Raw genomic sequence first — 14,293 nt, forward strand, 5'->3', positions numbered from 1 at the left:
AGCACCTGATAAAAGCCGACTTTGAAGTGGCCTTGGAACTGGCTACCCAGCTGGATTTTCTCTTTGATAAGGGTACTTTCGATGAAAAGAGATTGATCTGTGAGACGGTTTTCAAATGCCTCTATGTGGAAGAAGGCAAGGTGACCAAGGCCGAACTCAATGCCCCCTTCGCGATCATCGCCTCAAGAGCCAAAGGTTCGGGAGCTGTTCCGAATGGTGGAGCTGAGGGGATTCGAACCCCTGACCTCCTCCTTGCAAAGGAGGCGCTCTCCCTATTGAGCTACAGCCCCATTCGTTACCGGTAATTATATACAATTAGCGGCCTTACTGGCAATTTGCCCGGGCTGATTATGTGATAAACTGTTATCCATAAAAAGACTGGAGGACCGGATGACCATAGCCCATATTCTGATCCTGCTGGCGACCGGCGCCGGCGTCGGTTTTGCCGGCGGCCTGCTGGGGGTAGGCGGCTCCTTTATTATGACGCCGGTCCAGTATCTGGTTTTTGCCGATATGGGTATTCCGGTCGATATCGCCGTCAAGCTGGCTTTCGGCACCAGTATGATGGTTATTTTACCTACCGCCGCCAGCGGTACCTGGAGACACCACAGGGAGGGTGCGGTCTGGTGGAGGGCGGCCGTTGTCATGGGGATGTGTGGCCTGGCCGGCGCTTTCGGCGGAGCGACCCTGGCCAGTTACCTGCCCGGGGCAGTCCTGAAGCTGGCCTTTGGCATCGTAGTCATGGCAGCCGGTGTCGGGATGCTCGTCCGCGGGCCGGTAGAGGCTGGCCAGCCGCCGAAGGATAACCCCTGGCTCTGGGCGGCCTGGGCGGCCCCGATCGGGGTGATCAGCGGGCTGGTTGGTCTCGGCGGCGGCGTACTGGCTGTTCCGGTAATGGTGCTGGCGCTTAAGTTCAGGATCCATAGTGCCATTGCGACATCATTAGCCTTTGTCATGTTTACCAGCATCGGGGGCGTGATCGGTTATATTGTCAACGGGCAGGGCATCGCCGGGCTGCCCTTGCACTGCCTGGGCTATGTTCATCTGGAGGCTTGGGGCCTGCTGGCGGCGACCAGCATCGGCATGGCGCAGCTCGGGGCAAGGGCTACCCATCGTGCCCCGGCCCACCGCTTGAGATACGCATTTGTCGCGGTGATGTTCTATCTGGGCTTAAGGATGCTCGGCGTCTTCGGTTGAGTGCTCCGGCCTGAACTAGCTGTTGCTAACCCCCCAGAACCACCCTGCCGATCTGGTAGATGACGGTAGCGGCGACCCAGGCAACGGCACAGGTGTAGCCGATGGCGAACCAGGCCCACTTTGCCGAGGCTTCGCTGCGTATGGTGGCGATGCTGGCGACACAGGGAACGTAGAGCAGGCTGAAGACCATAAAGGAGAAGGCAACCAGCGGCGTCCAGCCCAGTTGAGATGCCAGAGCACCACCCAATCCTGCTTCTCCAACGGCGAAGATGGCTCCCAGGCTGCCGACCACGATTTCTTTAGCCAGGAAGCCGAAGACGAGGCTGGCGGCTGCCGGCCACTGGGCAAAGCCGCAGGGGGTAAATACCGGTGCCACGGCACTGCCTATCCTGCCCAGGATGCTCCCGGCGCTGGCGTACTCTACGCCCCAGGGTAGACTGGCCAGCAGCCAGACCGCTACCACTGCGGCGAAGATAATGGTGCCCGCCCTCTTCAGGAAGTGCTTGCCCCGCTCCCACATATGAATCATTGCCCCGTGGAAGGTAGGCAGCCGGTATGGCGGCAGCTCCATAACGAAGTGCCCCGATTCCCCGGCGAAAAGGCTCTTGCGCAGAATCCAGGCGCTGAAGATGGCGATGCCGATGCCGATCAGGTACATTGCGAAGACGACCAGTCCGGCGCGGGCGGGGAAGAAGACTCCGGCGAGGAGGACGAAGATGGGCAGGCGGGCTCCGCAGGACATGAAAGGGGTGACCAGCATCGTGGTCAGCCTGTCCTTGCGATTTTCTATCGTCCGGCAGGCCATCACGGCGGGAATGGTGCAGCCGAAGCCCAGTATCATGGGGATAAAAGAACGCCCGTGCAGCCCTATCCGGTGCATCACCCGGTCCATAACGAAGGCGGCCCGGGACAGGTATCCACAGTCTTCCAGGACGGATATGGCGATGAAGAGCAGGAATATCGGCGGTATGAAGCTGATTACCGAGCCGACGCCGCTGATGATGCCATCGCCGAGTAGAGAGCTCCACCAGTCGGGAGAGATGCCCTCCGCTATTCCGGCAAGGCTGCCGAAGCCGGCATCGATCAGACCCATCAGCGGGCCGGAGAGGGTAAAGACGAACTGGAACATCCCGTACATTATGCCCAGGAAGATGGGGATGCCCCAGATGCGATGGACCAGCACCCGGTCTATCTTATCCGATGTGGTAGCCTTCTCTATCCGCGGCTTTTTCAGGGTATCCTTGAGCAGGCCGCTGATAAACCCGTATCTCGCACCGGAGATTACCGTCTCCGCATCGTCGCCGAGGACGCTTCTTAAGTGGCCGATGCTCTTGTCTTTAGCCTGGATTATCTCTTCCCGACTCATCTATCGAGCCCTATCTTTTCCAGCACTTCCCCGTCCTCTTCCAGCAGCTTTATCGCCAGCCAGCGGGGCGGAAATCGCTGCGACAGCTCTTCATCCCGGGCGATCAGTGATTCCAGCTCCTTGATGTGTTCCTCCAACTCGTTGCCGTAGAAGAGCTTTACCTTTTCTACTCCGGATCTGCCCTCGAAAGCATCCACTATTGCCTGGAGCAGCCGGTCGTTGCTGCCTTTTTTCTTGGCGACCATCGGCACCACCGGCGCCCCCAGTTCCCGGGCCAGCTTGTCAACGTCGATCTGGTAGTCCCTGGACTGGGCGATGTCCATCATGTTCAGGGCGACTACCAGGTTGGCCTCCAGTTCGATGAGCTGGACGGTAAGGTAGAGGTTTCTCTCCAGGTTGGAGGCGTCCAGAATGTCCACGACGACATCCGGTGCGCCTTCCAGGATGAAGTTCCGCGCTACCACCTCGTCGGGGGAGTAGGCGGTCAGGCTGTAGACGCCGGGCAGGTCGACTACTTTTACCTGATAGTCTCCGTATCGGTAGCCGCCCTCTTTCTTCTCGACGGTTACCCCGGGCCAGTTCCCCACATGCTGATGGGCTCCGGTAAGGTTGTTGAATACCGTTGTCTTGCCAGCATTGGGGTTGCCGGCCAGGGCAACGGTTATCTTTTTAGCCATTGCCTGTTATTTCTACCATAATCTTCAGGGCGACCCCGTGGCCGAGGACCAGTCTGGAGCCCCTGAGGTCGATCAGGATCGGCCCGGGCATCTGGCTGTTGATTACCTTCAGCTTTGTCCCCGGAGTTAGGCCCATATCGGCCAGCCGCTGCACCAGCCCCCGGCCGCCTCTAATCTCAGCTACCGTAACTTCTTCGTAGGGATTAATCATCGCCAGCGGCAGAGACTTCCCGCTCATCTAGTCTACCTCCACCTGCACGTTGATTGCTTCTTCCTTGCGCAGCGACAGCTGATAGCCCCGCAGCCTTATCCAGATGGGGTCTCCCATCGGTGCGATGCGCTCGACCACAACCGCCGCCGGCGGGATTACTCCCATATCCAGGATGCGCCGGTGGACCTGACCGTTGCCGCCTATCTTACTGATGCGGCCATGCTCACCTACCCTCATCTCACCTAAAGTCTTGATCGTCATTCCTCTTTCCCTTTCTTCTCGAACCCTTTTTCAGGCAACTGTAGCATTAGCTGCTTCCTGTTCCGACGGCATTTAGCGCAGTAACCGGTCATCTGCACCTCTGCATCGATGATCTCAAAGCCCTTCTTGCGGCTGATTTCCCGCTTCATATCCGAACACAGCCCGCACTCGAACTCGATTACCTGGCCGCAGCCCAGACAGACCAGGTGGTGGTGCTCTGCGGATGTCTTCACTTCGTAGTGATGGTGGGACTCGTTGAAGTGAAGCTCCTGTATCAGCCCCAGTTCCTTCAGGGTACGCAGATTCCGGTATACCGTGGACAGGCTGAGGTTGGACTGTATCTGCCGGGCCTGGCTGTAGACTTCATCGGCATCCAGATGTTCGCCGCCACGGTTGATAATATCCAGGATCAGCGCCCGCTGGCTGGTCATCCTCAGTCCGGCCGAACTCAGTGCCGTACGCTTAATGACGGTACTCGATTTCTTAGATACCATTCTACTTGTCGCTAATGCTTATTATTTGCAATAATTATAGCGTATCGGTACCAGGCTGTCAATTTTTTGGCCAAAGGAATTCGATATCTTGGGGGTTGGTGCTTCAGGTTTCCAGGATACTCTTTATCGCCGGTAGGGCATGCCGGGCCGCCCGCTTGCCCTGGAGGATGCACTCCCGGGCCCGGTTAAAGCTCCCGGGCAGGATATGCCCCACTTCGGGGTTAATTATGACATCGGCTTCCCTAAGTCCGTCCAGCGCCGCCTGATAGCCCATAATATATATCATCCGTACCACGATGCTGAAAACGTTAGGTTCTTTCTGGGTTTTCAGATCACCCGCGGCGTCGGCCTTCTTTTTTCTGCCGCCCATATAGGGCACCACGTTTACCGCAACGACGATGTCGGCACCCATCTCTTTGACAGCTCGCACCGGTATCGGTTCGACCAGAGCGCCATCGAACAGGTAGCGCCCCTGCCACCTGGCCGGAGTAAATATTACCGGCATCGAGGCACTGGCCCTTACTGCCGCCGCCACCGGGCCCTGCTTGATGACCACCTCCTTGCCGGTGCCGATGTCGGTGGCCAGGCAGGTGAAGGGTATTTTCAAGTCGGCAAAATCAATATTGCAGATCAGAGACTTGAGCCATCCGTCGATCCTCTTCCCCTTGATGAAGCCGCTGGTCGGTACGGTGAAATCAGCCAGAGTCATCATCTTCATCAGGCTCAGTCCGGTCACCGTCCTGGTTATCTCGTCGATGCTCTTCCCCGCGGCATAGGCGGCGCCGATAATCGCCCCGATGCTGGTACCGGCGATCATATCGATGGGGATACCGTTTTTCTCCAGGACTTCCAGCACACCGACGTGGGCCAGACCACGGGCGGCGCCGCTGCTCAGCACCAGCCCCACTTTCTTTCGATCCAATCTATCCTGCTCCTTCCGGCCGTGGCGATTTTATCCCCAGAGGTCCTCGATGTCCTGCTCGGCCTGTTTGACTGCTGCGGTCCCTCCATCGGGAGCGAATTCCTTATAGGAATTCACCGAGCCGTATTCCCTGGGCCGGAAGGCTACCGGCATCGGCACGGCGTGGCCGAAGATGAGTGCCTGCTGCCTGGAAGCCAGCTTGGACAGTACCGATTTGAGCTCGCTCTTGCCGGATACTCCGGACAGTACGCTGTCGATGTCGCGTTCATTATCGAGCAGGAAGGTCGCCTTAGTGCCGACCTGTGACATAATCTCGTCGTCGATACCGCTGGGACGCTGGTCGATTACGAGCAGGGTGGCGTTATACTTGCGCATCTCCCGGGCGATGGTGCCGAAGATGGTCTGCGAGGCCACCTCCGGGTTGAGGAATTTGTGCGCTTCCTCGATGGTTATCACCAGAGGCTGCGGTCCGGTCGAGTTTTCCGCCATTGCCTTTTCCGTTTTCTCCCGGTACCGGGCGTAGATGCGGCGGGTGAGCAGGTTGGCCACCAGGACATAGGCGGTAATATCGTTACACTTGCCGAATTCCAGCACCACGTTGGTGCCCCGGCCGAGATGGTCGAGGATATGGGCTACGGCGTCGGCCGGTGCGTGGGGCTCGATGAAAGGTAGCCTCTTGATGATGGCCAGTCCTCTCTGCAGGTTCGAGAAGGTGCTCTCGTGAATATTAAGCTCTTTTAAAAGCTCGCCGGTCTCGTCGGAGCTACCCAGGTTGACGGTTTTCTCCAGCCAGCTCTTGCCGAACCGCTCCCGGAACTGGTATATCGCTCCGATGGCGGGCTCAGTCAGATTCAATGTTTGGCGCAGCAGGACCATGTCGGCCGGCTCTATCTCGTCATATCCTATGCGGACGGTGAAGTCGGTGAGCACCCCTCTCCGCTTTGAGCTCTCTTCGTCGAGGGTAAAGACGGCCACCTTGGCCGGGAAGAGCTGCTTGAGGGCCTTTACCTTCTTCAGCCCGTGCTCGCTGCTGCCCTCCCAGCCGTATTCGCTGTGCATGTCGAAGATGAGGTTAACCGCCTTCGATTTCTGCAGCATGCCGATCAGGAGCTGCCTGGTGAAGAAGGTCTTGCCGGTGCCGCTCTTGCCGAAGATACCGCTGGAGCGCTCGACCAGCTTCTCCATGTCGAGACAGAGCCTGGTCTCCATATCCAGCGGGTTGCCGATCCAGAACCTTTTCTCGTCCTCTTTGCCGAAGACCAGCTCGACGTCCTCCTGTGATGCCGGGTTTACCGGTGAGAAGTGCGATGGTATCGTCTTGACCGGCTGCGGTCCCTCGCTGAGGCTAGCGGCATCGCCGCCGATGGTGAGATAGGGCGAAATATGGAGAGTCCCGTAGGTGCTGGTGCCGGCCAGAACTTCAGCGATGAAGGGGTCGGAGACGTCGGGCGGGATAACGGTAAGCTTGGGGTCGGTTACGCCCAGGCTGATATCGGTGATCATGCCGAAGAAGCGCCGTTTTTTCCCCTCGATGGTGACATAGCGCCCTACCGCGATGTCCTCGACCGAGGCGCTACCGTCAAGCCTGGCTTCCACGCCCTTGTTCAAGGAGCCGGTGGTAACGATACCCAGCCTCTCCGTGTTCATTTCGCCACGCTCCCTGTTCCCCGGCTAAGGGGGTGGGGAGTAACGACGCTCATCATGCCGGGGGTCTGCCGGATCATATTTGAATCCTCTCCAGAATAGCCTTGAGCTGGTTCAGATTGCCGCCGATCAGAAGAGCCAACTCCTTGCCGGCGGCGACCAGAAAGCTACGACGGTCCTGGTGTACCTGGCTCATCTGGCGCAGTGCAGCGCTGGCAAGCTCATCTGTGGAAATAGGCAGGTTAGCATTGACCAGTATGTTAAGGAAGGCGAAGGACTGGCTGAACTCCCCTACTTCCTCGGGCGAGCACAGGTAAACGAAGCCGTGGATACGGGCCGGTTGGGGCGGCAGGTAGTGGTTCATCTTATCTCCCTGCCGGTGGCCGACCACTAGGGCACTGAACTCACTCTTGAGCAACTTTAACAGCTGCGGGTTTGACCGGTAGACCGCCTCTTCACTGGCCTCATCCCTGCCCCGGGCAATCGGCCGCCGCCCCGGCTCGAGGCTGGTGGTCGCCGCTTGATAGACTACCCCGTATAACTCTACATTCGCATCCCCGGTCTTGACCATGCTGCCTAAAGCGGGCGAGCCGTAGAGCTCATAACACTGGGCGGTGAAGTCGGCGGAGCTGGCTTCGATGACCTCACCGACCCTCTGTGTTTCACTCATTGTTTTGTTTTCCTATTTCTTTTCTGGTTTTTCCTTCTGCTGCTTGGGTTTCTTGACATTCTTCCTTCCCTTGGATCCCATCTCTTCCTCCTTTGATTAAGATTCCCGTCCCCCCACCACTCTACTTCATAATAAACCATTTCGGCTTTTTAGGATAGTGGCTCCGCTGCCGGGAGCAGGTATCGTTTTCTGAGCAACGCATCACTATATTAGACCCACCTCGTCCTCTTGCTCCGGCTTTTTGCCGAGCTTAAGCTGGGCAGGTTTTCCTCCAGCAGCAGCGACTCCACCAGCCGCCAGAAGTTTTCCCGGTCCGCTCCGGTTACCACCGCCTGCTCGTGAGCTTCGCTCAGCGCTACCGGGTATCCCTGCCCGCGCCGGCACTGGTCCAGAATAAGTGAGTGGGTTAGATTGAGTAGACCCTCATCCATCGCCACCCACTGCGGTATCTCTACCCGCGCGGTTTCATCGTCCACTCTGAGGTAGAAAAAGTAGATCCGGTGCTCGGCGGGGTATTTCTTAATTATTTTCGACCCGCTGGTAAACAGGCATGACCGCTCCCCCGGGGCTAACAGCTCGGAGAACAGGTCGCAGTCCCTGATGCCGGCGACTGCCTCACACTGCCGGTCTTTGCAGTCCTGGCAGTGGCGGTCGGTGTCGAGGATGTCGTGCGGGCAGAGGGCGAGGCGCAGTGCATTGACCACCTCGGTACTGCGGGGAAAGCTGATGTAGCTGGCCAGAGCTACCTCTCTTTTCTTGTTATTAAGTTCTTTTATACTGCTGAGGTGGCTCAAGAAGCCTTTGTCCAGCAGTGCTTCGGTAACGAATTCGGGATAGGCCTCCAGGCCCCAGAGGACGAGCGTACCGTCAACCAGCGCCAGGCTAAGGCCGTCCCCGGGCAGCTCCGCGGCCAGTTCGGCCAGCTTGCCGCACTCGTCCACGCCGCGCTTGATGCCCAGCAGTGTTCCTTCTACCACCTGCTCCCGGGTATTATTATTCCCGGTCGGTGTAATGACCAGGTCCTCATCGCTGGAGTAGAGGCTGGGGAAGCTCTCCAGGGTAGCTGCGGGTGAGCTTCCGTATCGTAGAACGACGGAGCCGATGTTGATCAGGTAGCAGCGGGGCGACCGGTGGCGGTCGACATCGATGTGAGAGCCGTCGGCTGCCAGTATGCTGAATTCGGCAGGAGCGGGCGGTGCCTCAATACGCCGGTCCAACCCGTCTACCAGTCCGGCGATCAGCCAGGTGGTATTGCCGGAGTCGATTTTTTTAGCCAGGGAGCTGATTTTGTCCGCCTGGCTATGCATGGTGTCCAGGGCAAACTTGAGACGCTGCTGCCTCCGGGCGGCGTCGTTCTTCAGCCGGATCACCATATCCCCGGCCTGGGGGAACACCTTGTCTAAGTCTAAGGACACCTCTATCGCCTCCTTATTTCTCGATAGCCCGGGAATTTCAGACGCGGCCTTTATTCTGAAGAATATTTCTTTGGGACTCTTTGAGAGAATAATAGTCTATTATCGGGACAAGCGCAATGATTTGACATCCCGATTGCAGATATTAACTTGGGTGGTAGGCAGTGCCGGAGATACGGAATAGCCGGTGGCTGTAGCGGGCCCTCTGGTCGGATTTGAGACAGACTGCTTTCCTTCTTGGATTGATCCCTGAAATTGACAGCTTTTTGTGTGTGTGCTATATTCAGCCTGTTGGCAGCGTAGCTCAGTGGTAGAGCAGGGGACTCATAAGCCCTTGGTCGGCGGTTCAAATCCACCCGCTGCCACTTTTTTTGTTTTACACCGAGATAATTCACCGAGATAATTGAAAAAATGAATACGGTAATAGAACAGTATAAAAGGGTAAAAAGGTATCTAAATAGACTCGAGCATCAAGATAGAGATTCGACTGAATATGACGATGACTTATGGGCTTTTTTCCAGAACTGCTATCATCTAAAAGACTGGATAAAGAATGACCCTAGTGTCCGAGCAGATATAGCCAGTAAAGTTGAGGGTTTTGTTAACAATAATCTGGAACTCCGAATATGTTCCGATCTGGCTAATCGAATCAAGCATCTATCGTTAGATAGGGTGCGTGAGGAAGCAGAAGTAACAAATCGTAACGTCAATATAGAAGTTCCTTTAGTTGGGTCGGATATTCTTGGTACGTCCACGTGCGAACATGTTATTACACTAGGTGATGGCAGTAAGCACATTGCATTAGATGTTGCGCGAAAGGCAGTGGAAAATTGGACGCGTTTTCTTTCAGATAAAGAGCTACTGACATCATAATGTCGTGTGGTGCCATTTAGACTAGCGGATGTTACCCCTTCAAACCTCTAGTAATCCCCTCAGCTATGGCGGTTACTACTTTTGGCCATACCTGTGATAAAGCAGATTTTTCTTTATCTCGGACGAATTCCATTCCTTTTATGGATGGTCTTACTTTGGTATTAAAGCCTATTTTTTTGTTTCCTCTGTTTCTACCGACTATCTCGATGAAGCCGTATTGTCTCAATACGTCCATCGCAGCTACTTGAGCACCACCATCCCCAAAGTCTATACCTGATTCATCCATCAGCGTCCAAGGGTATTCCCCATATTGTCTGAACACGTCACTCTTCTCATATTTATCGCACATGAACTTCATGAGCTTCTCAAGCTTCTCAATTGTATCCATACACCACCTCCTTTTGATAGATTATTGCGCATCCGTTCGGTGCTGGCAAAATTATCATCAATATGCTTCCAGCGCATACGCTACTAGTCTTTTAGCATAACCCAACTCCTCTAGGCTTCCTACTTCAAACTGTGGATATCCGCCCCATACATTTTCATATTTAACCTTATTGTCCGGGTCTGCTATTCCATAATCACCCTTGAAAAGGTATATTCTATTTCCGCCGTACGTTGTTACCCATACTAATCCCATCCGGCGGTTCTTTGTCTTGCTCATAAAGGCATAAGTGTTCATGGTCTTATTAACATGATCAAAGAGGACTCCCGGCTGTTCTTGAAGCCATTGTTCCAGTTGAAAAAGCAGAGTGTTCTTGTTAACTAGGGGAACTTTAGCGGGTATTGACGCTTTAGGTTGTGTTTGTGCAAGCTTACCAGTTCCACCGCAAACTGGGCATTTCATAGCACCCCGATATTGACTGTCTACCCATCCCTTGCCGTTACATCCGAAACAATCCATAATTCTTATCTCCTAATGTATATATAATTATAATTAGTATATACACGCCTGGGTACAATTGTCAACTATGGGGTTTGGTAGTGGAAAGACAAGCTCCTTTTTTGCGTATAAACTCTATACAACATTACTCTTGACCTTCTCCTTCTTACTAAAAGTCGGAACCTAATATGATTCATATATAGGGTATCGATTTCCGGTAAGAAGCTACCATTGGCGATAATGGGCTAAAGAACGGTGGGGATAGTTTAATGCTACAAAGACTGTTAGGCCGTACAACTTTAATGATGACAAGCAGATATTGTCAGGCGGTAGGTTGTTATAATGCCATTGAGGGACATAAGAAGTTTAGTCCGGTGGATAATATTGTTAGATAAATTCCGATAATTGCTTTTCATACTGTAGACAATTCATATTTCATTATCAAGCTCTGCATCAATGTCAAAGTGATCGGGCTCAATCATTTCTTCTTTGATCTCCGACAGTCTTTGTTTCAATTCGTTTGAGTATTTTGAATGCTCCCCCATTTCATCTAACATTTTTGTATAGGTTCCTAGAGTGTAAGAATGTTTCGGGTTTATTTTTAGAGCTTTTTCAAATAGTGTTTTAGCGTCACCGGTATCTCCTTTTTTCCATAACATATACGCCTCGCACGCAATCGAACTTGGATCCAAATAATTATCTCTGGTTGCTTCTTGTAAGTGGGGTATTGCTTCGTCATAAAATCCGAATCTAGCTCTAATATGCCCCCAATCTCTGTGTATCCACGACGTAGGTTGTTTGGTGGCTTCAGCAACTTCTATAGCCTTTTGAAACGCTAAATCACAATCATTCCATTGAGACCTTCGCCCATGACAACGCCCAATATAGGCCCATACTCGTGGTTCTTTTGGCCTTATTTCGGCCAATTTATAAAAAAGCTCTAATGCTTTGTCATATTGCTTTTGAGAATATAAAGTCCGCGCGGCTGGATACATTGCTTCATAAATTATTACTCTGAGGTCGTAGAGCTCTCTAAAATCTCCTGCCATGGCTAAGTGATATACGAGTTCGAAAGCAACGGTTGGGTTAATAAAATGTCCCAAGTGATTTCTTTGGGCAGTCTTTGAATAGTAATTTGCTGCTTTTTTATGGAATGATTTCTTTTCCTCGATCGGAACTCCTTTATAATAATACTTACGGATTAGAGGATGCATTGCGTAATTATGTCCATCATATTCAACCACTGCTTTCGTAGCCAAGGTGTTTGCAGTTTCAACATTAAGCTCAAGATGTTCTTCTATTGTTTTTATGTTAATCGGCTGGCGAAATACTGAAATTAATTGAGCTGTAGCCAATTCTTCTGGAGATAATTCAATTTTGGGCAAGCACAAGGAGATGATATTGGCTTCTACTTCAGATGTTACTATATCATTGGATAAGTCCTGAATACCTGCTTCCTTGCTCGCAACGGCCGCAATTTTAGCTGCCAATGGATGACCTTCAATAATGTTAAGTAAAGATTGGGGGATATCGGCAGTTGATTCTCCTGGTATAAGACGGGCTTCCCTTAGCTGATATTCTAGTACCCTGCGTATAAATTTATCTTCTAGACCTCGAACGTGGATTCTCGCTATGTTAGCATTATGCATCCAAAGTGGGGGCGAAGACACACTGCTTATTAGAAATACTCTACTCCCCTTATATTTTTCTACATTCGCTAGTTCCTTGATAAGTATTTGAAGGTGTGTATAGTTTCTACGATCCATCGATAAGTATTTTAAGTCGTCGACGATAAAAGCGTTTCTCTCAGTTGAATATAGGATACTTACTAATTTTTTTACTTGTTTTCTAAATATCTCATCGGTGGAGGAACCGATGGAATCAGCATCCATTGTTATTCCTAAGATGGCACCTATTGTACAAACTATTTTAGCTACACTATCATCCGTAGCTATGTTGACCCAAACTGGTTGCCAATCGGTAAGTACTTTTAAGAATAATGTATTTATTAGTTCCGTCTTACCTATTCCAGGCATTCCTGTTATTACAATAACTCTTTCCGATCCGGTTCCTATCACTTCTCTCAACTCGTCAAGAATTGGACCTCTATCTTGGAATCCAGCTATTATTGCGTCAGAAGGGGAATAAGTATAAGCGCTTATCCTTTCATTTAATGCCTTGATTTCGAACCTATTCTCCTCTATTTCACTTGGGTTAGGCGGTCCTATTTGAATCTGAGCTGTTTTTAATGCACCTAGTGTATTTAACATTAAGGTCGATGACCCTTCTGTCGAACTTCGGAAGGTTTCCATCAAGATATCTATTGCTTCCTGAATTCTTCTGGCAAATAAATCTCTTGTATCAACAATACTATCTGGCATATGTACAAGTGTCATCATGTCCTCAACCGCTTGGATATCTCCTGCATAAAGGGTCAAATACTTGTGCCTGCAGTCCTTTAGGATATTTATTATTGTCTCTGGAAGTGCATTTTCTTGTGATGACAACGAATCGTCTATCCATTCGATAGCTTCCTCAGGACTTCCATCCCTTAGCATTTCAAGAGTTTCTTCTCTTATTTTTTCGAAGTCTTCGATCCAGTCATTTTGTTTTTTGTATACAATAGGAAATATTTTAGGGTGGCTACAAGGAGGTTGAGAGTTAACTACTCCTTTCTTGATAAAATATGAATCTGACTCTATATCTATCTCAAAAATCGCTTCATAATACTTGGGTAGATTAGGATACATTGGTGCTACGCCAGATATATAAGGTAACCATGCTTCAGGAATATTAAAACCGGTACCCCCATAGCCCGCTGAGTTTGCCATACCAAAGAATATTCCGTGGCTTGATAGAACTCTACCCATATCTTCGAACATGTTTATTTCTGGGGAAAGCGCTGGGCAGAAGGCCATATTAGGCGTATTACTTTCCTCATTAACAAAATCAAAAGTGCCCAAATGCAGTGAATCAATGCATGGTGTTACGACTAGTGTTAGCTCGTTCCCATTAAGCTCCACCATGAAAACTGGAGTCTTTTCCACTGAAGTATTTAGATTCGGTTCCCATTTCGATTTTTCTCTTTTGGGAGCCAGCTTAATGTCTCCGTTAGGATAAACTAAAGGAGCAATAGCTGATCCATTTATAATATTTGCTAAGTTAATTCCTAGTTTGCTGTATATTTTTTTAGTTTCAGATGTTAATCGAACTCTATGCGTGCCAGCTATGGTCAGCATGTTATTATTTGAGCATATATCCCGAATATTTTCTAAACACTCTATGGGGATACTATATTCGGGGAAAACTAATATATTTGCCCCTCTCTCAATGCTCCATCGGGTAATAGCACATACCTTATCATTTATGTGCGAGATGTACGATGAACGTAACCTAGTTAATAACTCACTTACCGAATCAATTGTTCGGAGCTTTCCAAGAACCAGTACGTTATCGATCTTGGGATTCGGAGAAGGTTCTTCAAGTAAATCAAATCCAGCATCATAATATGAGGGGTTAAACCAAATCTGACTCAAGTGAATTCGTATGTCGCTCACGGTTGTTATCAAACCTTTTCAGGTCAAATTTTAGCCGGATTCGAAGTTCAAGAATAACTTTAATACTCTATTACATTCCTGTCAATAGATTCAGATTGAACAAAGGGACTGTTACGCCCTTGGTCG

General features: G+C 51.3%; 13 protein-coding genes and 2 tRNA genes. 2 read left to right on the forward strand and 13 right to left on the reverse strand.

The window, feature by feature from the left end; all coding sequences use genetic code 11:
- Window positions 1–214: 214 nt before the first annotated feature.
- A tRNA-Ala gene (locus tag PHI12_09860) sits at window positions 215–290 on the reverse strand.
- A 100-nt stretch (window positions 291–390) separates the two neighbouring features.
- Here PHI12_09860 and PHI12_09865 point away from each other — a divergent pair.
- Window positions 391–1,197, forward strand: a complete 807-nt coding sequence (locus tag PHI12_09865) for a sulfite exporter TauE/SafE family protein (protein ID MDD5511099.1) — start codon at window positions 391–393, stop codon at window positions 1,195–1,197.
- Between the two features lie 25 nt (window positions 1,198–1,222).
- On the opposite strand, the gene feoB is transcribed toward PHI12_09865, so the two are convergent.
- The 9 genes from feoB to PHI12_09910 form a co-directional block, all read right to left on the reverse strand.
- A complete protein-coding gene (gene feoB, locus PHI12_09870; GenBank protein MDD5511100.1) occupies window positions 1,223–2,563 on the reverse strand; it encodes a ferrous iron transport protein B in 1,341 nt (446 codons plus the stop codon).
- Window positions 2,560–3,240: a ferrous iron transporter B gene (locus PHI12_09875; GenBank protein MDD5511101.1), complete on the reverse strand. Its 681-nt coding sequence runs from the start codon at window positions 3,238–3,240 to the stop codon at window positions 2,560–2,562. Before PHI12_09875 ends, feoB begins: the two co-directional genes overlap by 4 nt.
- Entirely contained in the window at window positions 3,233–3,478 is a 246-nt protein-coding gene (locus tag PHI12_09880; protein MDD5511102.1) for a FeoA family protein, read from the reverse strand. The genes PHI12_09875 and PHI12_09880 overlap by 8 nt, the downstream gene beginning before the upstream one ends.
- Window positions 3,479–3,712 carry a ferrous iron transport protein A gene (locus PHI12_09885; GenBank protein ID MDD5511103.1) on the reverse strand — a complete coding sequence of 78 codons (234 nt, stop codon included), beginning with the start codon at window positions 3,710–3,712 and terminating at the stop codon, window positions 3,479–3,481.
- Complete coding sequence (locus tag PHI12_09890; protein MDD5511104.1) at window positions 3,709–4,206, reverse strand: Fur family transcriptional regulator; 498 nt, start codon at window positions 4,204–4,206, stop codon at window positions 3,709–3,711. The genes PHI12_09885 and PHI12_09890 overlap by 4 nt, the downstream gene beginning before the upstream one ends.
- 103 nt (window positions 4,207–4,309) lie before the next feature.
- A complete protein-coding gene (locus PHI12_09895) occupies window positions 4,310–5,128 on the reverse strand; it encodes a patatin-like phospholipase family protein (protein MDD5511105.1) in 819 nt (272 codons plus the stop codon).
- Window positions 5,129–5,158: 30 nt separating this feature from the next.
- On the reverse strand, window positions 5,159–6,775 hold the full coding sequence (locus tag PHI12_09900) for an ATP-binding protein (protein MDD5511106.1): 1,617 nt from the start codon (window positions 6,773–6,775) through the stop codon (window positions 5,159–5,161).
- A 73-nt stretch (window positions 6,776–6,848) separates the two neighbouring features.
- Window positions 6,849–7,442, reverse strand: coding sequence for a hypothetical protein (locus PHI12_09905; GenBank protein MDD5511107.1), 594 nt, complete (start codon window positions 7,440–7,442; stop codon window positions 6,849–6,851).
- Window positions 7,443–7,651: 209 nt separating this feature from the next.
- On the reverse strand, window positions 7,652–8,857 hold the full coding sequence (locus tag PHI12_09910) for a DNA double-strand break repair nuclease NurA (GenBank protein MDD5511108.1): 1,206 nt from the start codon (window positions 8,855–8,857) through the stop codon (window positions 7,652–7,654).
- Window positions 8,858–9,147: 290 nt separating this feature from the next.
- Here PHI12_09910 and PHI12_09915 point away from each other — a divergent pair.
- A tRNA-Met gene (locus PHI12_09915) sits at window positions 9,148–9,219 on the forward strand.
- A 539-nt stretch (window positions 9,220–9,758) separates the two neighbouring features.
- On the opposite strand, the gene PHI12_09920 is transcribed toward PHI12_09915, so the two are convergent.
- From PHI12_09920 to PHI12_09930, 3 genes are all read right to left on the reverse strand, one after another.
- The gene (locus tag PHI12_09920) at window positions 9,759–10,115 is read right to left on the reverse strand and encodes a hypothetical protein (GenBank protein MDD5511109.1); all 357 of its coding nucleotides are present in this window, start codon (window positions 10,113–10,115) and stop codon (window positions 9,759–9,761) included.
- A 57-nt stretch (window positions 10,116–10,172) separates the two neighbouring features.
- Window positions 10,173–10,631 (reverse strand): hypothetical protein, encoded by a 459-nt coding sequence (locus tag PHI12_09925; GenBank protein MDD5511110.1) that lies wholly within the window; start codon window positions 10,629–10,631, stop codon window positions 10,173–10,175.
- Window positions 10,632–11,038: 407 nt separating this feature from the next.
- Complete coding sequence (locus PHI12_09930) at window positions 11,039–14,167, reverse strand: tetratricopeptide repeat protein (GenBank protein MDD5511111.1); 3,129 nt, start codon at window positions 14,165–14,167, stop codon at window positions 11,039–11,041.
- Window positions 14,168–14,293 lie beyond the last annotated feature (126 nt).

The organism is Dehalococcoidales bacterium, from assembly GCA_028716225.1.
In the GTDB taxonomy this organism is placed as follows: Bacteria; Chloroflexota; Dehalococcoidia; order Dehalococcoidales; family UBA5760; genus UBA5760.

Excerpts from the sequence above, each read along its gene's own strand:
- PHI12_09885 (MDD5511103.1), bottom strand. The coding sequence starts at position 3,712 with ATGACGATCAAGACTTTAGGTGAGATGAGGGTAGGTGAGCATGGCCGC.
- PHI12_09875 (MDD5511101.1), bottom strand. The coding sequence starts at position 3,240 with ATGGCTAAAAAGATAACCGTTGCCCTGGCCGGCAACCCCAATGCTGGC.
- PHI12_09905 (MDD5511107.1), bottom strand. The coding sequence starts at position 7,442 with ATGAGTGAAACACAGAGGGTCGGTGAGGTCATCGAAGCCAGCTCCGCC.
- PHI12_09865 (MDD5511099.1), top strand. The coding sequence starts at position 391 with ATGACCATAGCCCATATTCTGATCCTGCTGGCGACCGGCGCCGGCGTC.
- feoB (MDD5511100.1), bottom strand. The coding sequence starts at position 2,563 with ATGAGTCGGGAAGAGATAATCCAGGCTAAAGACAAGAGCATCGGCCAC.
- PHI12_09920 (MDD5511109.1), bottom strand. The coding sequence starts at position 10,115 with ATGGATACAATTGAGAAGCTTGAGAAGCTCATGAAGTTCATGTGCGAT.
- PHI12_09890 (MDD5511104.1), bottom strand. The coding sequence starts at position 4,206 with ATGGTATCTAAGAAATCGAGTACCGTCATTAAGCGTACGGCACTGAGT.
- PHI12_09925 (MDD5511110.1), bottom strand. The coding sequence starts at position 10,631 with ATGGATTGTTTCGGATGTAACGGCAAGGGATGGGTAGACAGTCAATAT.
- PHI12_09900 (MDD5511106.1), bottom strand. The coding sequence starts at position 6,775 with ATGAACACGGAGAGGCTGGGTATCGTTACCACCGGCTCCTTGAACAAG.
- PHI12_09880 (MDD5511102.1), bottom strand. The coding sequence starts at position 3,478 with ATGAGCGGGAAGTCTCTGCCGCTGGCGATGATTAATCCCTACGAAGAA.